Below are 19,796 nucleotides of genomic sequence, written 5' to 3'. Positions count from 1 at the left end.
AACATAGACTTTATAATTTTCTATGTAACGGTAACAACCTATTTACAAGTAGGTTGTTATTTTTTTACGATAGGGAAGAAATATTGGTACTGATGAGCTGGGAATTCTGTTTCAGTATTATAAGTTTGAAAAAGAAAGAGGACGAGCCATATGCTAAAAGGGAAAAAGATACTTCTATGTGTAACAGGAGGCATTGCGGTCTTTAAAGCGGCTGCGTTAACTAGTAAATTGACACAAGCTGGTGCTATTGTAAAAGTAATGATGAGTGGGTCGGCAATGAAGTTTGTTACGCCTCTTACATTTCAAGCACTTTCTCGCCATGATGTATATACAGATACATTCGATGAGAAAGACTCGGCTGTTATTGCACATATCGATTTAGCAGATTGGGCAGATGTAGTACTTGTTGCACCTGCTACTGCCAATTGTATTGGGAAGTTAGCTAGTGGTATTGCAGACGATATGATTACAACTACTTTGTTAGCTACTACAGCCCCAGTGTGGATTGCACCTGCTATGAATGTGCATATGTATGAAAACAAAATTGTACAAAAAAATATGATGACGTTGAAAACGTTAGGATATACATTTATTGAGCCTGGAGAAGGTTTTTTAGCGTGTGGTTATGTTGCGAAGGGAAGACTAGAAGAACCGGAAGCAATTATTGCACGGTTAGAAGAGGCTTTTTCCGAACAAAAACCGTTGCAAGGAAAAAAAATATTAATAACTGCTGGCCCAACTCGTGAAAAGATTGATCCAGTGCGTTTTATGACCAATTTTTCTTCTGGGAAAATGGGATATGCAATTGCGGAAGTGGCAGCGAACTTAGGTGCTGATGTCATACTTGTTTCGGGACCGACAGCATTAAACCCACCATTACATGTAAATACGGTACAAGTGGAATCTGCACAAGATATGTTAGAAGTAGTTCTGCAACAGTATCAAAACGTAGATGTTGTCATTAAAACAGCAGCAGTTGCAGATTATCGCCCGAAATATGTTCATGATAATAAAATGAAAAAGAAAAATGGAGATGCTGTAATCGAACTCGAGAGAACAGTAGATATTTTAAAAACGTTAGGTGAGATGAAGGATCAACAGTTACTTATCGGTTTTGCGGCTGAAACGACAAAGGTAGAAGAATACGCAACAAAAAAATTACGTGAGAAAAATGCGAATATGATTGTTGCGAACGATGTAAAGGCACAAGGAGCTGGATTTGGTACAGATACAAACATTGTAACAATGTATAGAAAAGATGGAGAAGTCATCGAGTTACCACTTTTAACGAAGAAAGAGGTTGCTCGTGAAATATTAAAGCAAATTGAAATGATGTTAGAAGATGATCGTCTATGAAATTTGCAAGTGTAATTGTTGATGTACCTGCACGTCAGACAGATCGACCATTTGATTATATTATCCCTAAAAAGTGGGAAGATATTGTCCAGACAGGCATGCGTGTAGTAGTTCCATTTGGCCCAAGGAAATTGCAAGGCTTTATTATTGGGATCAAAGATTCGGCTGAAGTAGAAAGTAAGAAGCTAAAGACAATCCATGAAATATTAGATGTAACACCAGTTTTAAACGAGGAATTATTAAAGCTTGGATATTGGCTTACAAGCGAAACGTTATGTTATATGATTTCAGCCTTTCAAGTCATGCTTCCAACGGCGATAAAAGCTACGTATAAAAAGCGTCTACAACTTCGTAAACAAGAAGTAGTAGCACCTGAACTACTGTTTTTATTTCAGGACAAAGAAGCGATAGATTGGGAAGCTATTGAGACGCAGCCGCATCTATACCGCACGATTCAACAAGAAATTAAAAATGGCACGATTGAAGTTGTTTATCAGGTAAAAGATAAAGTGCAAAAGAAGAAACAAAGAGTCGTTCAACCGGAGTTGTCAGAAGATAAATTGGAATTAGCAGCATTTGAACTGAAAAGTAAAAAACAACAAGATGTACTCTATTATTTTGTGGAAAATTATAAAAGTGTGCCGTTGAAAGTGATAACAGAAGAGTTGCAAATAACAGACGCTCCGATTAAAGCACTTGTTAAAAAGGGGCTAATTTCAGAAAAGTATGTGGAAGTGTACCGAAATCCGTATGACGATGATGATTTTGAACAAACGAAACCATTCCCACTTACGGAGGAACAAAAGCAAGTTATTGCACCGATTTTATCATCAATTACAAATGAAACTTACAATCCATTTTTACTATATGGTGTTACAGGAAGCGGAAAAACAGAAGTATATTTACAATCTATAGCAGCAGTGCTCGCGAAAGGGAAAGAAGCTATTGTACTTGTTCCTGAAATTGCACTAACGCCTCAAATGGTAGATCGTTTTAAAGGCAGATTTGGCTCGCAAGTTGCGGTTCTTCATAGTGCGCTGTCTGTTGGAGAAAAATATGATGAATGGCGTAAGATTTTAAGAAAAGAAGTGAAAGTTGTAGTTGGTGCACGTTCAGCTGTATTTGCTCCTTTTGAAAATTTAGGGATTATTATTATTGATGAGGAGCATGAATCGAGCTATAAGCAAGAAGATAATCCGAGGTATCATGCAAGGGATGTAGCTGTCTGGAGGGGGCAATATCATAAATGTCCTATCGTTCTTGGTAGTGCAACACCGACACTTGAATCGTTTGCAAGAGCGAAAAAAGGTGTGTATGAATTACTAACGATGGAAAAACGTATGAATAAACAAGCGTTACCAACAGTAGAGATTGTTGATATGCGTGAGGAACTTCGTGACGGGAATCGTTCCATGTTTTCGAAGGCATTGCATGAAAAAATAGCAGATCGATTAGAAAAGAAAGAACAGATGGTGCTCTTTTTAAATAGAAGAGGTCATTCTACATTTGTTATGTGCCGTGATTGTGGGTATGTTGTACAATGTCCGCATTGTGATATCTCGCTGACATATCATAAAATGAACCATCGTTTAAAATGTCATTACTGCAGTCACGAAGAGAATATGCCGACTGCGTGTCCTGCTTGTCAAAGTACATATATTCGTTTCTTTGGTACAGGTACACAAAAGGTAGAAGAAGAAATTACAAAACTATTTCCAGAGGCACGAGTTATTCGAATGGATGTAGATACGACAAGTCGCAAAGGAATGCATGAAAAATTATTAAAGGCGTTCGGGGAAGAAAAAGCAGATATACTACTTGGAACACAAATGATTGCGAAAGGATTAGATTTTCCTAAAGTAACGCTTGTCGGGGTTTTAACTGCAGATACGATGCTTCACTTGCCTGATTTTCGAGCGAGTGAAAAGACGTATCAGTTATTGACGCAAGTAAGTGGAAGAGCAGGCAGACATGAATTGCCAGGGGAAGTTATAATTCAAACGTATACGCCAGAACATTATAGTATAGAGTTAGCAAAGAACCAACAATATGATGTGTTTTTTGATCAAGAAATGCAAATGAGACGAACAAGACAATATCCACCTTATTACTATGTTGTACTTGTAACAGTATCTCATCCAGAATTATTAAAGGCAGTGCAAGTGACGGAAAAAATTGTCGGTCATTTACGGGCGCACTGCACAGAGCAAACGATGGTGTTAGGACCGGTTGCTTCAGCAATTCCAAGGATAAAAGATAGATATCGTTATCAATGCATGATAAAATACAAACGGGAACCAAACTTAAAGAACGTGCTCAAAATGGTAAATGAACATTATCAGGCAGAAATGCAAAAAGAGCTACAAATCTCAATTGATTTTAATCCAACAATGTTAATGTAGCGGAGGGAAATATGGCAGTTTTAGAAATAGTAAAGCATCCAAATGAAGTGTTAGAAACACCATGCGAAAGAGTAATTAACTTTGATAAAAAGTTAGTGAAATTGTTGAAAGATATGCATGAAACAATGTTAATTGCGGACGGAGTCGGTTTAGCTGCGCCTCAAGTAGGTGTAAGCTTGCAAGTTGCGGTAGTTGATATCGGTGATGATACGGGGAAAATCGAGTTAATCAATCCATCGATACTAGAAAAACGTGGTGAACAAGTAGGTCCCGAAGGCTGTCTAAGCTTCCCGGGACTTTATGGTGAAGTGGAACGTGCGGATTATATTAAAGTACGTGCTCAAAATCGCCGAGGTAAAGTATTTTTACTAGAAGCAGAAGGATTTTTAGCACGTGCAATTCAACATGAAATCGATCATTTACACGGTGTGTTATTTACATCGAAAGTGACAAGATATTATGAGGAAAACGAATTAGAATAGGTATTAAAAGGAGCGGTTTTTGAATGATAAAAGTAGTATTTATGGGAACACCGGACTTTTCAGTGCCGGTGCTTCGTCGTCTTATCGAAGATGGCTATGATGTAATAGGTGTTGTGACGCAGCCTGATCGTCCGGTAGGTAGAAAAAAAGTATTAACACCTACGCCTGTTAAAGTTGAAGCAGAAAAACATGGTATTCCGGTGTTACAACCGTTAAGAATTCGTGAAAAAGACGAATATGAACAAGTCTTGGCATTAGAGCCTGATTTAATTGTAACAGCTGCTTTCGGTCAGATTGTACCAAATGAAATTTTAGAAGCACCGAAGTATGGATGTATTAACGTCCACGCGTCTTTACTACCTGAACTTCGTGGTGGTGCACCAATCCATTATGCAATTATGGAAGGTAAAGAAAAAACGGGTATTACAATTATGTATATGGTAGAGAAATTGGATGCTGGTGATATCTTAACACAAGTAGAAGTCGAGATTGAAGAGCGTGAAACGACAGGCTCTTTATTCGATAAGTTAAGTGAAGCAGGGGCACACCTTCTATCTAAAACAGTACCTTTATTAATTCAAGGTAAGTTAGAACCAATTAAACAAAACGAAGAAGAAGTAACGTTTGCATATAATATAAAACGTGAGCAAGAGAAAATTGATTGGACAAAAACAGGTGAAGAAGTATACAATCACATTCGCGGATTGAATCCATGGCCAGTCGCTTATACGACTTTGGCAGGACAAGTTATTAAAGTATGGTGGGGAGAGAAGGTCTCTATTACAGAGAAAGCTGAACCAGGTACAATAGTAGCTCTTGAAGAAGATGGATTTGTTGTTGCAACAGGGAATGAGACAGGTGTTAAAATCACTGAATTGCAACCTTCTGGTAAAAAACGTATGAGTTGTTCGCAATTTTTACGTGGCACAAAACCTGAAATTGGAACGAAGTTAGGAGAAAATGCATGAGACAAAATGTTCGTGAGTTAGCTCTTGATGGCTTAATTCAAGTAGAAAAAAGTGGTGCATACAGTAACTTACTTTTAAATAATCTAATTGAAAAAAATGCAATTGATAGAAAAGATATTGGTTTGTTAACTGAAATTGTATATGGAACGATTCAACGTCGTGACACATTAGATTATTATTTACAGCCTTTTTTAAAAAAGAAGGTTGAGGCGTGGGTAAGAGTATTACTTCGCTTATCTTTATATCAAATGATTTATTTAGACCGAGTGCCAGAAAGAGCGGCTATTCATGAAGCAGTTGAAATTGCAAAGCGTCGCGGGCATAAAGGGATTGCTGGTATGGTAAACGGGGTATTACGTTCGATTCAGAGAGAAGGGGTACCTTCTGTAGATGAAATCAAGGATCCAATAGAACGTTTGGCAATTGCAACAAGTCATCCAATGTGGCTTGTGCAAGACTGGGCTTCTGAATATGGTTTAGAGACAGCAGAGAAAATGTGTGAAGTGAACATGTTACCCCCGGTACCAACAGCGCGTGTAAATGTTGATAAAATAACAGTAGAAGAAGCAATAGAGTTGTTGGCTGGTGAAGGTATAGAAGCGAAGCGCGGCGATTTATCAGAGGATGCAATTCAAATTGAAAGAGGGAATGTAGCGCATACAGATGCGTTCAAAAAAGGTTTTCTTTCTATTCAAGATGAAAGTTCTATGCTTGTAGCACGCGCTTTAGAACCGAATGAGGGAGATGAAGTTCTTGATAGTTGTGCTGCTCCGGGCGGAAAGACAACGCACATTGCAGAGCGATTAAAAGGAACAGGTCAAGTTATGTCTCTTGATTTACATGCACACAAAGTACGTTTAATTAAACAACAAGCGGAGAGACTTGGTCTAGAAAATGTCGAAACAAAAGCACTAGATGCTAGAAAAGTGCAAGAACACTTTGCGAATGAAACATTTGATAAAATATTAGTAGATGCACCATGTTCTGGATTTGGTGTGATTAGACGTAAACCTGATATTAAGTTAGGTAAAAATAAAGGCGATAGTGAAAGATTATCGACGATTCAACTTGCAATACTAGAAAAAATAGCACCGTTATTAAAACAAGGTGGTCGCCTTGTTTATAGTACGTGCACAATAGAAAAAATAGAAAATGAACAAGTAATAAAGCAATTTTTACAAGAGCATCCTGAATTTGAATGGGATACTACGATAAAAGATCGCATGCCAGAAAAGTTAAATCCGTATATTGATGAAGGTCAAGTGCGAATTTTACCGCATTATTTTGCAACAGATGGCTTTTATATTGCTTGTTTAAGGAAGAAGGTGTAGCATCGTGGAAACGACTGTGAGAAAACAAAAGAAAAATCTAGAAACGAAGAAACCATCAATTTATTCTTTACAACTTCATGAAATGCAAGATTGGTTAAAGGAACAAGGAGAACCTAAATTCCGTGCAGGACAAATCTTTGATTGGCTATATAAAAAACGTGTAAAAAATTATGACGACATGTCGAATCTTTCTAAAGGATTACGCGATAAATTGTCGAATTCCTTTGATATTACTACTTTAAATACATTAGTAAAACAAACATCTTCTGATGGAACAATTAAATTTTTATTCCAATTATATGATGGTTATTCTATTGAAACAGTGTTAATGCGACACGAATATGGAAATTCTATTTGTGTAACAACACAGGTTGGATGCCGTATTGGTTGTACGTTCTGTGCATCTACACTTGGTGGGTTAAAACGAAACTTAGAGGCTGGAGAGATTGTAGCGCAAGTAGTAGAAGTGCAACGTGCACTTGATGAAACAGAAGAACGTGTAAGTTCGCTTGTTGTTATGGGAATTGGAGAGCCGTTTGATAATTACGACAACTTAATGTCATTCTTACGCATTGTAAACCATGAAAAAGGAATTCATATTGGTGCAAGACATATGACAGTTTCAACAAGTGGAATTGTTCCAAAAATTTATAAGTTCGCTGAAGAAGATATGCAAATTAATTTTGCGATTTCATTGCATTCTGCAAATACAGAGTTACGTTCAAAATTAATGCCGATTAACCGTGCTTATAAGCTACCAGACTTAATGGAAGCTGTTAAATACTATGTAAATAGAACAGGGCGTCGTATTACGTTTGAATATGGCTTATTTGGAGGAGAAAATGACCAAGTTGAGCAAGCTGAAGAACTTGCTGCGCTTTTAAAAGGTGTAAAATGTCATGTAAACTTAATTCCGGTAAACTACGTACCTGAACGTGATTATGTACGTACGCCACGTGAACAAATTTTCTTATTTGAAAAAACGTTAAAAGATCGTGGAGTGAATGTAACAATTCGCCGTGAACAAGGTCATGATATTGATGCAGCCTGCGGTCAGTTACGTGCGAAGGAGCGTAAAGAAGAGACGAGGTGACGAGATGAAAGCCGTGTTTCTATCAGATAAAGGAAAAGTTCGTCAACATAATGAAGATAGTGCGGGAGTTTTTCACAATTTAGATGGAAATATTTTAGCGGTAGTAGCAGATGGAATGGGAGGTCATCGAGCTGGTGATGTAGCTAGCTCGATGACCATTCAATTATTTCATGATTATTGGAAGCAAACGCATAATATGAATGAACCAAAAAAAGTAGAAGAGTGGTTACATACGAGTGTTGGGATTATTAATGAGCGTATATATGAGTACTCTAAGCAACATGTAGAATGTAATGGTATGGGAACAACACTTATAATAGCGATTTGTACGCCAAACTTTGTGACAATAGGTCATATAGGAGATAGTCGTTGTTATATGGTATCAGAGGGAGAAATCTCGCTTGTAACGGAAGATCACTCACTTGTAAATGAACTTGTAAGACATGGTGAAATTTCAAAAGAAGACGCAGAATATCACCCGAAAAAGAATGTTTTGTTAAGGGCATTAGGAACAGAAGAAAAAGTCGGATTAGATGTTAAAACATTGGTGCTTGAGGAAGATGATCAGTTACTTCTTTGCTCGGATGGGTTATCTAACAAAGTTTCTATTGCTGATATGCAACAAATTTTACAGTTAAATGAACAGCTTGAAACTAAGGGACAACGTCTCATTCAATTGGCGAATGATCGTGGCGGGGAAGATAATATCACCCTTGTTCTTATTGATTATGCGGGTTCGACAAACGAAAGTAGGTGAGTGCAACGTGCTGATTGGAAAACGCTTAAATGACCGTTATAAGCTGCTGAAAATGATTGGTGGTGGTGGAATGGCCAATGTGTATTTAGCTCATGATGATATACTTGGCCGAGATGTAGCGGTAAAAATATTAAGACTCGACTATTCAAATAATGAAGAGTTTATTAAACGTTTCCATCGAGAAGCGCAGTCTGTTACAACGTTGTCGCATCCAAATATTGTGAATATGTATGATGTCGGAGAAGAAGATGGTATATATTATCTTGTAATGGAGTATGTACCAGGACAAACATTGAAGCAATACATAATTGAGCGAGGGATGTTACCTATAGGAGAAGCTCTTGATATTATGGAGCAGTTAACATCCGCCATGGCACATGCCCATCATTTTGAAATTGTGCACCGTGATATTAAACCGCACAATATTTTAATTCGAGCTGATGGAGTAATAAAAGTAACAGATTTTGGAATTGCGACAGCTACAAGTGCAACAACAATTACACATACAAATTCGGTACTCGGTTCGGTACATTACTTATCACCAGAACAAGCACGCGGCGGGATAGCAAATAAACAATCAGATATTTATTCCCTAGGAATCGTTATGTTTGAGTTGTTAACAGGAAGACAACCGTTTTCAGGCGAATCTGCTGTTGCTATAGCTTTAAAACATTTACAAAGTGAAATTCCGTCTCCAAAGAGATGGAATGAAAATATTCCGCAAAGTGTTGAAAATATTATATTAAAGGCAACTGCGAAAGATCCGTTTCACCGATATCAATCTGCCAATGCGATGAAACGAGATATTGAAACTGCGCTATATCCAGAGAGGATAAATGAGCAGCCATTTTACATACCGGAAGATATGGAAGCGACAAAAGCGATTCCGATTATTCAACAAGAACAATTATTCGAAAATGTAACTGATGAAACAATTGTTTTAAAAGGAAGTAAAGTGGATGAACAGAAAAGAAAAGAAGAAACGGAATTATATAAGAAGAAAAAACGAAGTAATAAATGGATTAAAGTTTTAATTACTACATTTTTACTTTTAGCAATTGGAATAACGTTAGCGCTTACTGTTATTCCGGGATTCTTTATTCCAAAAGATGTAAAAGTCCCTGATGTGGCTGGTATGAAGTATACGACAGCAGTAAATACATTAGTTGAAAAGGGTTTTGAGGTTACGGAACCTAATATTGTATATACAGATGATGTTGAAACCGGTGATGTGATAAAAACAGACCCTGTGGCAGGTAGAGTCGTGAAAGAAAACTCTAAAATTACTATCTATCAATCAGGTGGAAAAAAGAAAAGTAAGATGAGTGATCTCACAGGAAAAGATTTTGAGAGTATAAGGAATGAATTAGAAGAAAAATATAAGCAAGTTACAATAAATTATATTGAAAATGATAGGCCAAAAGGTGAAATCGTAGAGCAAATTCCGACGCCTGATCAAATGGTAGTAGAGGCGGAACAAGAACTGAAAATTTGGGTAAGTAAAGGTCCTTATCAAATTAGACCAGGTGATTTTTCAGGATGGACTGAAAATAGCGTAAATGGTTATTTGAATGAGAGAAAACTAACTCCAGATATAAAACGAGAGTATTCCGATACTGTTGATAAAGGACTTGTAATTTCGCAATCTCCAAAACCAGGAACGCCGTTAAAAGAAGGAGATAAAGTGACGATTATCATCTCAGAGGGGCCTAAGCCGAAAGTAACGAAAACAGTGAAAGTGGATAATATTTCTATTCCGTATGAGTCTTCTATAATTGGTGAGAAAAAACCGCAAACAATAGAAATTTATAAAGAAGATATGCAACAAAAAATGGATAGACCAATTGAAACTAGAACAATTTCAGAGTCGGCAACTATTTCTTTAGAATTTGTAATTCAAGAAGGTACAAAAGGACACTATAAAATTGTACGAGATGGTGTAACAATTATCGACAAAGAAGTACCATACCCAACTCAATAATAATGACTTCCATTTTCTTTCTAGAGGGGATGGAATGTATTACTCTTGCCTGTTATGCTGTCTACATATAGTGGACTGTATAACAGGCAAAAATATATGATTCAAAAAGCTATAAAAGTGATACTGTTATAAATAATATTTTAAATTTGATGGTAGATTAAATATATTAACTTGTATATATGACGGGTTTTGAAATAAGTATTTAAAGAATTTTAAACCATTTAATATTAATGACAGCTTCACTTTATACAAAATAAAGGAGAATTATATGCCAGAAGGAAAAATTGTAAAAGCTCTAAGTGGATTTTATTATGTGCAGCATGAAGAAGGGATTACACAATGCCGTGGGCGTGGTGTGTTCAGAAAAAATAAAATTACGCCACTGGTAGGAGACCAAGTTGTCTTTCAAGCAGATAATCCAACTGAAGGATATGTGCTTGAAGTATTTGATCGGAAAAATGAACTTGTTAGGCCTCCTATTGCTAATGTTGATCAAGCGATTCTCGTTTTCTCTGCAGTAGAACCAGATTTTAATCCGGGACTATTAGATCGATTTTTAGTGCTGATTGAATATCATAACATTAAGCCGATTATTTGCATTAGTAAGATGGATTTAGTGGATGAAAAAATGAGAGAGACTGTTGAATCTTATGCAAATGACTATCGTGAGATGGGATATGATGTATTATTTACTTCTATAAATACATCGGAAAGTATTGATATTTTAAAACCATTCTTAGAAGGGTGTATTTCTGTCGTTGCAGGGCAATCTGGTGTTGGGAAATCTTCTATGCTTAACGTTTTACGTCCAGAGTTAGAACTGAAAACGAATGATATTTCCTCGCATTTAGGACGCGGGAAACATACGACAAGACACGTGGAATTAATTGCGGTTGGAAGCGGACTAGTTGCAGATACACCTGGTTTTAGTTCACTGGATTTCATAGATATAGAGGTAGAAGATCTTACATATTGTTTTCCAGAGTTGAAAGAAGCGAGCCAATACTGTAAATTTAGAGGGTGTACACATCTTTCTGAACCGAAATGTGCTGTGAAGACAGCAGTTGAAGAAGGGAAGATTACAGAATATCGTTATAAAAATTACAAACAATTCGTAGAAGAAATTAGAGAGAGAAAGCCGAGGTATTAGTTATGATTAAAATTGCACCATCGATCTTATCAGCAGATTTTTCAAAATTAGGGGAAGAGATTAAAGATGTAGAAAAAGGTGGAGCGGATTACATTCACGTCGATGTAATGGATGGACATTTCGTACCAAATATTACGATTGGACCATTAATTGTAGAAGCTATCCGTCCAATTACATCTTTACCATTAGATGTACATTTAATGATTGAAAATCCTGATAACTATATCCCGACTTTCGCAAAAGCGGGAGCAGATATTATTACTGTTCATGTAGAGGCGTGCCCTCATTTGCATCGTACAATTCAGCTAATTAAGTCTCATGGCATTAAAGCGGGAGTTGTATTAAATCCGCATACGCCAGTTTCGACGATTGAGCATGTATTAGAAGATATCGATATGGTATTGCTTATGACAGTAAACCCTGGATTTGGTGGACAGAAATTTATCCATTCTGTATTACCGAAAATTAAACAAGTGGCAGAAATGGTTAAAGAGCGCAATCTAGAAGTAGAAATTGAAGTTGATGGTGGTGTAAACACTGAAACAGCACGACTTTGTGCTGAAGCAGGAGCAAATGTACTTGTAGCTGGATCAGCAGTATACAATCAAAAAGACCGTGGTGAAGCAATTCGTGTCATTCGTGGATAATGAATGAACGAGTCTTTATCCTAGTGAAACTGCTAGTGTAGTAAGTTTTCACTATTTATAAAGGATAGAGAAAAAATATGTAAAAAGGCAATCTACCGAATGGCAGATTGCCTTTTTACAATAGAAGGGGAAGGAAACATGATTATTCATATTTTAGCGGGTGGACCTGCGGAATATTGTGCAGATTTTTCTCGATATGAAAATGAGAAAGTAGTGTGGGCGGCAGTTGATAGAGGAGTATATCGTCTATTAAAAGGAGGGATTACTCCAGCTGTTGCATTTGGAGATTACGATTCAGTTACTGAAGAGGAATTAGTATGGATGGGCCAGCAAACAAATGACTTACATATTGTTCCTCGTGAAAAAGATCAAACAGATTTAGAAATTGCGATTAACTGGGCGTTAGAACAAAATCCGACATTGATTCGTATTTTTGGTGCCACCGGTGGAAGGCTGGATCACGGTTTAGCAAATATACAGATGCTTTTAAGAGGGTTAGAAGTAGGGATAGAAATGTGTATTGTAGACAATAAAAATGAAATAAGCGTGAAAAAAGTGGGTACACATATAATTGAAGAAAATAAAAATTTCCCTTATGTATCTTTTGTGCCGGTTACTGAAATAGTAGAAGGGATTACATTACTTGGTTTTAAGTATCCTCTAACTAATAAAACAATAGAATGGGGATCAACACTTTGTATTAGTAATGAACTCGTTGAGGAAAAAGGTACTTTTTCATTTACTTCTGGCATATTAATGGTGATAAGAAGCACTGATTAAAGAAACAATTTTGCTCCTTACATCATATAGTGAACAAGTGGAGTAATGGGGATTAGGAGGGAAACCATGAGATTTTATACAATTAAGTTACCTAAATTTCTTGGTGGAATTGTTCGTGCCATGTTAAATACCTTCAAAAAAGATTAAAAAAAGCACCTATTACCGGTGCTTTTTCCAATGTCATAGTAAAAAAAGAGCCTAGCGGCTCTTTTTTTTATTATTAAACACGTTCGATTTTGCCAGATTTTAATGCTCTAGCAGAAACGTAAACACGTTGAACTTTTCCGTCGATGCGTACGCGAACTTTTTGAAGGTTAGCGCCCCATTTACGTTTTGTAGCGTTCATTGCGTGAGAACGAGAGTTACCAGAACGAGCTTTTCTTCCAGTGATAGCACAAACACGAGCCATTTATATTTCCCTCCCTTGATACCTTACCATACGTAATTTTTCAATGTTAGTCTTTTTTGCGATGCTAAAAACACTACTATAATTTAACACAACTAAAAAGAGAATGCAACACCGTAGAAAAAAGAAATCAAGAAAAATTACTTGACACCATATGTCGATGATGAAAAGTTGAAATCAAGAAAAATTGCTTGACATATTATAGTGGTACATGTTGTATAATAACAATGGACTATTTTGCTCATCATAAAAAATGTGATTTAAAACATAAAATATGAGAGTGAAAAGAAAGAACGATGGAATTTTCTTTAAAAAGATTATATGATAGTAACTAAAGTAGTCTAGCTCACTTTCACCATTTATGAAGGGGGAAACGAGATGTCAATTGAAATTAAAACGAAGTATGGTCAAATTGATATTAGTACAGATGTAATTGCAACAATTGCTGGAGGTGCCGCAGTAGATTGCTACGGTATCGTAGGTATGGCATCAAAAAATCAGTTAAAAGATGGTTTAACAGACATTTTACGAAAAGAAAACTTCACTAGAGGTGTTATTGTTCGTAAAGATGAAGATGAAGTACATATTGATATGTATATTATTGTGAGCTATGGTACGAAAATTTCAGAAGTAGCACATAACGTGCAGACGAAAGTGAAATATACATTAGATCAAACTGTAGGACTAGCAGTAGATTCTGTAAACATCTACGTACAAGGAGTTAAAGTAATAAACTTGTAATGTGCATTAAGGAGGAAAATCTGTGTCAATTCAAAAAATTGATGGGAAACGTTTATCACAAATGATCATGCAAGGAGCGAATAATTTAACAAATAATGTTCAGCTTGTTGATGCATTAAACGTATTTCCGGTTCCAGATGGCGATACCGGTACAAACATGAACTTATCAATGACTTCAGGCGCACGTGAAGTGAAAGCAAATCCTTCACAGCATGCTGGTAAAGTCGGCGTAAGTTTAGCCAAAGGATTATTAATGGGAGCACGTGGTAACTCTGGAGTTATTTTATCTCAGTTGTTCCGTGGTTTCTCTAAATCCATTGAACAAAAAGAAGAATTAACAACAGTTGATTTTGCTGCAGCTTTAGATGCTGGGGTAGAAGCGGCTTACAAAGCGGTTATGAAACCGATTGAAGGAACGATTTTAACGGTTGCAAGAGAAACGGGTAAATATGCAGTGACAGTTGCGAAAAAACAGCGCGACTTTGTTTTGTTTATGGAAGACGTTGTGAAAGAAGCGAATGCATCGTTAAATCGTACGCCGGATTTATTACCTGTATTAAAACAAGTTGGCGTTGTAGATAGCGGTGGTAAAGGTCTTGTTGTTGTATACGAAGGATTTTTAGCTGACTTAAAAGGAGAAACGATTTCTTCTAATGTGTCTGCCCAACCATCTATGAATGACATGGTACGCGCAGAACATCACCGTAGTGTACAAAGCCAATTGAGTACAGAAGATATTAAGTATGGATATTGTACGGAATTCATGGTGAAATTAGAGCCTGAAAAAATGAAAGAACATAATTTCTCTGAACAAAAATTCCGTGAAGATATTAGTGTGTACGGAGATTCACTACTTGTTGTATCAGATGATGAGGTTGTTAAGGTTCATATTCATGCGGAACATCCTGGAGATCCTATGAATTATGGACAACGCTATGGTAGTTTAATTAAGATTAAAGTAGAAAATATGCGTGAACAGCATACTGCTTTATTAGATGAGCCTACTATGATGCCTGAGCCAACTAGCCAGTCTAAAGAGAAACAACCGTACGGTATCGTAACTGTTGCTATGGGATCTGGTATCAAAACTTTATTTGAGAGCATTGGCGCGACGAAAGTTATCGAAGGTGGCCAAACGATGAATCCAAGTACGGAGGATATTGTGAAGGCGATTGAAGAAGCGAATGCTGAAAAAATCATTATTTTACCGAACAACGGAAATATCGTGATGGCAGCAGAACAAGCAGCGTCAGTTGTGGATCAAGAAGTGATTGTAATTCGTTCAAAAACAGTTCCTCAAGGTATGGCTGCAATGTTAGCATTTAATCCAGTTGGAACGTTAGAAGAGAACGAAGAAAACATGAAAGAAGCTTTATCTCATGTGAAAACCGGTCAAATTACGTATGCTGTACGTGATACGGAAATTGATGGTGTAGCGATTCAAAAAGATGATTTCATGTGTATTGCAGATGGAAAAATTGTATCAACAAATGCTGCAAAAGTAGGAGCTGCAAAGCAATTACTAGAAGCACTTATTGATGAAGATTCTGAAATTGTAACGATTCTACAAGGTGAAGATGCAACTGACGAAGAAGTAGCTGAGTTAGTTGCATTTGTAGAAGAGAATTTTGAAGATGCAGAAGTAGAAGTACATGCTGGAAACCAACCGGTGTATTCGTTCATCTTCTCTGTAGAATAAGAAGAAATTCGTTTTGAAAATAAATGGATTACTTACTTGCTAATGGGTAAGAAGTAGTAATATGAAGTTTATTACTAGTTTTTATTCAAAAGGCTAGCATATTGAAGATAAAAAAGAGCCTTGCTGCTAATAGTGAGGCTCTTTTCTTTCGTATTGTTTATGAGGGATTTGAGTAGTTTCTCTAAGAATGCCTATGATAGAATATATAGGGTGAAAGAGAGCGATTACAGATGTCAATAGTATGAATGAATCAAAGAAAATAATGTGACGGAGCGTGAGAATCTTGAATGAAGTTGTACAAGTTCCTGTTACGGATGTAAAGGGAATCGGAGGAGAAACATCTGAATTACTACACGAGATGGGGATTTATACAGTTTCTCATCTATTAGAACATTTTCCGTACCGTTATGAAGATTATGCGATGAAAGATCTTGCTGAAGTAAAGCACGATGAACGTGTAACAGTTGAGGGAAAGGTTCATAGTGCTCCTTTACTGCAATATTATGGGAAGAAGAAGTCGCGTCTTACGGTTCGTGTCCTCGTCGGTCGTTATTTAATTACAGCTGTATGCTTTAATAGGCCGTACTATAAGCAGAAGTTAAATTTAAATGAAACAGTAACGATTACTGGTAAATGGGATCAGCACCGTCAAACTATTGCGGTATCAGAGCTTCATTTTGGACCAGTTGTACGTCAACAAGAAGTAGAGCCTGTATACTCAGTGAAAGGGAAACTTACAGTAAAACAGATGCGCCGTTTTATTGCCCAAGCGTTCAAGGAGTATGGAGAATCTATAGTTGAAGTGTTACCTGATGGATTGCTAAGTCGATATAAATTATTGCCGCGTTATGAAGCGCTTCGGGCGTTGCATTTTCCAGCAGGACAGGAAGATTTAAAACAAGCACGTCGCCGTTTTGTATATGAGGAGTTTTTCTTATTTCAGCTAAAAATGCAAACATTACGGAAAATGGAGAGGGAAAATTCGAAAGGGACGAAAAAAGAAATTCCTTCAGCAGAATTGCAAGAGTTTATTGATGCACTTCCGTTTCCATTAACTGGTGCACAGCGTCGGGTAGTAGATGAAATTATGAAAGATATGACATCTCCTTATCGGATGAATCGTCTGTTGCAAGGTGATGTAGGTTCTGGGAAAACAGTCGTTGCAGCGATTGGCCTTTATGCAGCGAAGTTAGCACATTATCAAGGTGCTTTAATGGTTCCTACAGAAATTTTAGCAGAGCAACATTATCAATCGCTTGCAGAGACGTTCTCGCACTTTGGTATGAATGTTGAATTGTTAACCAGTTCTGTTAAAGGTGTAAGGCGTCGAGAGATTTTGGCAAAATTAGAACAAGGAGAAATAGATATCCTTGTTGGAACACATGCTTTAATTCAAGATGAAGTTATCTTTCATAGGTTAGGTCTCGTTATTACTGATGAACAACATCGATTTGGTGTAGCGCAGCGACGAGTTTTAAGGGAGAAAGGTGAAAGTCCGGATGTTTTATTTATGACGGCGACGCCAATTCCGCGTACGTTAGCAATTACTGCATTTGGAGAGATGGATGTTTCTATAATCGATGAGATGCCAGCTGGTAGAAAGGTAATTGAAACATACTGGGCAAAACATGATATGTTAGATCGAGTTCTCGGTTTTGTGGAGAAGGAGATAAAAAAAGGAAGACAAGCATATGTTATTTGTCCCCTTATTGAAGAATCTGAGAAACTTGATGTACAAAATGCGATTGACTTACATAGTATGCTGACTCATCATTATCAAGGGAAATGTCAAGTCGGATTAATGCATGGCAGACTCTCATCTCAAGAAAAAGAAGACATAATGGGACAATTTAGTGAAAATAAAGTGCAAATTCTTGTGTCGACAACAGTTGTTGAAGTAGGTGTGAACGTACCGAATGCGACTGTAATGGTTATTTATGATGCAGAGCGTTTCGGTTTATCGCAGCTCCATCAGCTCAGGGGACGTGTTGGGCGTGGTAGTGAACAATCATATTGTTTATTAATCGCGGATCCAAAATCGGAAACGGGAAAAGAGCGAATGCGTATTATGACCGAAACGAATGATGGATTTGTATTGTCAGAAAAAGATTTAGAGTTAAGAGGTCCTGGAGATTTCTTTGGAAGTAAGCAAAGTGGTTTACCAGAATTCAAGGTTGCTGATATGGTACATGATTATCGAGCGTTAGAAACAGCTAGACAAGATGCGGCGTTACTAGTAGAATCAGAAGCGTTTTGGCATAATGATCAGTATGCTTCGCTGCGTACTTATCTTGACGGGACAGGTGTGTTCCAAGGAGAGAAGCTCGATTAAAGGGAGGCAACGAAAGTTTTTGTTGCATTCTACTTTTAATGATTATATACTACTGTTAGTACCTAGTCATAAAAATGGATGGTGCGGTATGAAAAAAAGAAGAAGTAAAAAAGAAAGACAACAATTATTACAACAAACAATAGAAACGAATCCTTTTATTACGGATGAAGATTTAGCAGAAAAATTTCAAGTGAGTATACAAACCGTACGTCTTGACCGTATGGAATTATCTATTCCTGAATTAAGAGAAAGAATTAAACATGTAGCTACAAAGCAACATGAAGAAGATGTGAAATCTTTACCGTTAGAAGAGGTTGTCGGAGAAATTATCGATATAGAATTAGATAGACATGCGATTTCTATCTTTGAAGTGAAGGTAGAACACGTATTTAAAAGAAATCAGATTGCCCGTGGGCATCATTTGTTTGCACAAGCAAACTCACTAGCTGTTGCGGTTATTGATGAAGAATTAGCTTTAACTGCAAAGTCTACCATTCGATACATTCGTCCTGTAAAATTAGGAGAGCGTGTTGTTGCAAAAGCGCGCGTTGAAGATGTAGAGAATGATAAAGGACGGACCGTTGTCAAAGTGCGTAGCTTTGTTGGAGAAGAACTTGTTTTTACAGGCACTTTTGAAATGTATCGATCTAGTAATTATAGTGAGGAAGGTAACAACTTATGAAAATCGCAATAGATGCAATGGGCGGCGATCATGCTCCAAAGGCTGTCGTATTAGGAGCAATGAAAGCTATTAAGGAATATTCTGATTTACATATTACGTTAGTAGGGAAAGAAGAGGAAATTCGTCAATACTTAACGAGTGAAGAACGAATTACTATACTTCATACAGATGAAAAAATAGAATCGACAGATGAACCAGTAAGAGCCGTTCGTCGAAAAAAACAAGCCTCAATGGTACTAGCAGCGCAGCAAGTGAAAGACGGCGTAGCGGATGCTTGTATATCAGCTGGTAGTACAGGAGCTTTAATGGCGGCTGGATTGTTCGTTGTAGGTCGTATGGAAGGAATTGAGCGACCAGCTTTATCCCCTACAATGCCGACGGTTGATGGAGAAGGTTTTGTTATGTTAGATGTTGGAGCGAACGTTGATGCAAAACCAATTCATTTATATCAATATGCAGTAATGGGATCTGTATACGCTGAGAAAGTAAGAGGAATTAAAAATCCTCGCGTTGGACTTTTGAACGTTGGAACAGAGGATGGCAAAGGGAACGAGCTTTCAAAACAAGTCTTTGCAATGCTTAAGGATGCCCCAATTAATTTCGTTGGGAACGTTGAATCAAGAGATTTATTGCAAGGTGTAGCAGATGTTGTTGTATGTGATGGTTTTACAGGGAATGTAGCGCTAAAATCATTAGAAGGAACAGCACTTGCGTTATTTTCTATGTTAAAAGAGCAGTTAATGAGTTCGTTTACGAGCAAATTAGCAGCAGCGGTATTAAAGCCAAAACTTATGGTATTAAAAGATAAAATGGATTATTCGGAGTATGGAGGAGCGGCATTATTTGGATTGAAAGCTCCAGTCATTAAGGCTCACGGTTCTTCCAATGACCAATCAATATTTAGTGCGATTCGTCAAACGAGAGAAATGGTAGCGAAAGAAGTTATTCCTACTATTTCAAGCGTAATGGAGAAAGAGCCACTCCAATAA

General features: G+C 37.1%; 18 protein-coding genes. 17 read left to right on the top strand and 1 reads right to left on the bottom strand.

Annotation, left to right across the window (positions count from 1 at the left end; all coding sequences use genetic code 11):
* Positions 1-150: 150 nt before the first annotated feature.
* From coaBC to spoVM, 12 genes are all read left to right on the top strand, one after another.
* Positions 151-1,356, top strand: a complete 1,206-nt coding sequence (gene coaBC / locus GFJ36_RS20095) for a bifunctional phosphopantothenoylcysteine decarboxylase/phosphopantothenate--cysteine ligase CoaBC (RefSeq protein WP_097889667.1) — start codon at positions 151-153, stop codon at positions 1,354-1,356.
* Positions 1,353-3,758: a primosomal protein N' gene (priA, locus tag GFJ36_RS20090; RefSeq protein ID WP_088064293.1), complete on the top strand. Its 2,406-nt coding sequence runs from the start codon at positions 1,353-1,355 to the stop codon at positions 3,756-3,758. Before coaBC ends, priA begins: the two co-directional genes overlap by 4 nt.
* Before the next feature lie 11 nt (positions 3,759-3,769).
* Entirely contained in the window at positions 3,770-4,240 is a 471-nt protein-coding gene (gene def, locus GFJ36_RS20085) for a peptide deformylase (RefSeq protein WP_000279468.1), read from the top strand.
* A 23-nt stretch (positions 4,241-4,263) separates the two neighbouring features.
* Positions 4,264-5,208 (top strand): methionyl-tRNA formyltransferase, encoded by a 945-nt coding sequence (gene fmt, locus GFJ36_RS20080; protein ID WP_000598793.1) that lies wholly within the window; start codon positions 4,264-4,266, stop codon positions 5,206-5,208.
* Positions 5,205-6,539, top strand: a complete 1,335-nt coding sequence (rsmB, locus tag GFJ36_RS20075; RefSeq protein WP_001249653.1) for a 16S rRNA (cytosine(967)-C(5))-methyltransferase RsmB — start codon at positions 5,205-5,207, stop codon at positions 6,537-6,539. The genes fmt and rsmB overlap by 4 nt, the downstream gene beginning before the upstream one ends.
* 4 nt (positions 6,540-6,543) lie before the next feature.
* On the top strand, positions 6,544-7,632 hold the full coding sequence (gene rlmN, locus GFJ36_RS20070; RefSeq protein ID WP_000450539.1) for a dual-specificity RNA methyltransferase RlmN: 1,089 nt from the start codon (positions 6,544-6,546) through the stop codon (positions 7,630-7,632).
* 4 nt (positions 7,633-7,636) lie between these two features.
* A complete protein-coding gene (locus tag GFJ36_RS20065; protein ID WP_000648694.1) occupies positions 7,637-8,389 on the top strand; it encodes a Stp1/IreP family PP2C-type Ser/Thr phosphatase in 753 nt (250 codons plus the stop codon).
* Positions 8,390-8,396: 7 nt separating this feature from the next.
* Complete coding sequence (gene prkC / locus GFJ36_RS20060; RefSeq protein ID WP_088064291.1) at positions 8,397-10,370, top strand: serine/threonine protein kinase PrkC; 1,974 nt, start codon at positions 8,397-8,399, stop codon at positions 10,368-10,370.
* Between the two features lie 268 nt (positions 10,371-10,638).
* Positions 10,639-11,520, top strand: coding sequence for a ribosome small subunit-dependent GTPase A (rsgA, locus tag GFJ36_RS20055; RefSeq protein ID WP_001113945.1), 882 nt, complete (start codon positions 10,639-10,641; stop codon positions 11,518-11,520).
* 2 nt (positions 11,521-11,522) lie between these two features.
* Positions 11,523-12,167: a ribulose-phosphate 3-epimerase gene (rpe, locus tag GFJ36_RS20050; protein ID WP_097889669.1), complete on the top strand. Its 645-nt coding sequence runs from the start codon at positions 11,523-11,525 to the stop codon at positions 12,165-12,167.
* Between the two features lie 99 nt (positions 12,168-12,266).
* The gene (locus GFJ36_RS20045; RefSeq protein WP_060488423.1) at positions 12,267-12,947 is read left to right on the top strand and encodes a thiamine diphosphokinase; all 681 of its coding nucleotides are present in this window, start codon (positions 12,267-12,269) and stop codon (positions 12,945-12,947) included.
* A gap of 66 nt (positions 12,948-13,013) precedes the next feature.
* Positions 13,014-13,094 (top strand): stage V sporulation protein SpoVM, encoded by an 81-nt coding sequence (gene spoVM / locus GFJ36_RS20040; RefSeq protein WP_001213599.1) that lies wholly within the window; start codon positions 13,014-13,016, stop codon positions 13,092-13,094.
* Between the two features lie 73 nt (positions 13,095-13,167).
* On the opposite strand, the gene rpmB is transcribed toward spoVM, so the two are convergent.
* On the bottom strand, positions 13,168-13,356 hold the full coding sequence (gene rpmB / locus GFJ36_RS20035) for a 50S ribosomal protein L28 (protein WP_000124776.1): 189 nt from the start codon (positions 13,354-13,356) through the stop codon (positions 13,168-13,170).
* A gap of 375 nt (positions 13,357-13,731) precedes the next feature.
* Here rpmB and GFJ36_RS20030 point away from each other — a divergent pair, with 375 nt between their 5' ends.
* The 5 genes from GFJ36_RS20030 (at position 13,732) to plsX (ending at position 19,796) form a co-directional block, all read left to right on the top strand.
* Complete coding sequence (locus GFJ36_RS20030) at positions 13,732-14,094, top strand: Asp23/Gls24 family envelope stress response protein (RefSeq protein WP_000021109.1); 363 nt, start codon at positions 13,732-13,734, stop codon at positions 14,092-14,094.
* 22 nt (positions 14,095-14,116) lie between these two features.
* Positions 14,117-15,793, top strand: a complete 1,677-nt coding sequence (locus tag GFJ36_RS20025; RefSeq protein WP_000027123.1) for a DAK2 domain-containing protein — start codon at positions 14,117-14,119, stop codon at positions 15,791-15,793.
* Positions 15,794-16,076: 283 nt separating this feature from the next.
* Positions 16,077-18,125 (top strand): ATP-dependent DNA helicase RecG, encoded by a 2,049-nt coding sequence (recG, locus tag GFJ36_RS20020; protein ID WP_097889670.1) that lies wholly within the window; start codon positions 16,077-16,079, stop codon positions 18,123-18,125.
* Between the two features lie 88 nt (positions 18,126-18,213).
* A complete protein-coding gene (gene fapR, locus GFJ36_RS20015; protein WP_048546022.1) occupies positions 18,214-18,807 on the top strand; it encodes a transcription factor FapR in 594 nt (197 codons plus the stop codon).
* Positions 18,804-19,796: a phosphate acyltransferase PlsX gene (gene plsX, locus GFJ36_RS20010; RefSeq protein WP_000684108.1), complete on the top strand. Its 993-nt coding sequence runs from the start codon at positions 18,804-18,806 to the stop codon at positions 19,794-19,796. The genes fapR and plsX overlap by 4 nt, the downstream gene beginning before the upstream one ends.

The sequence above is a fragment of the Bacillus sp. EE-W1 genome (assembly GCF_009760835.1).
In the GTDB taxonomy this organism is placed as follows: Bacteria; Bacillota; Bacilli; order Bacillales; family Bacillaceae_G; genus Bacillus_A; species Bacillus_A wiedmannii.
This window is presented reverse-complemented; position numbering and strand designations above follow the sequence as displayed.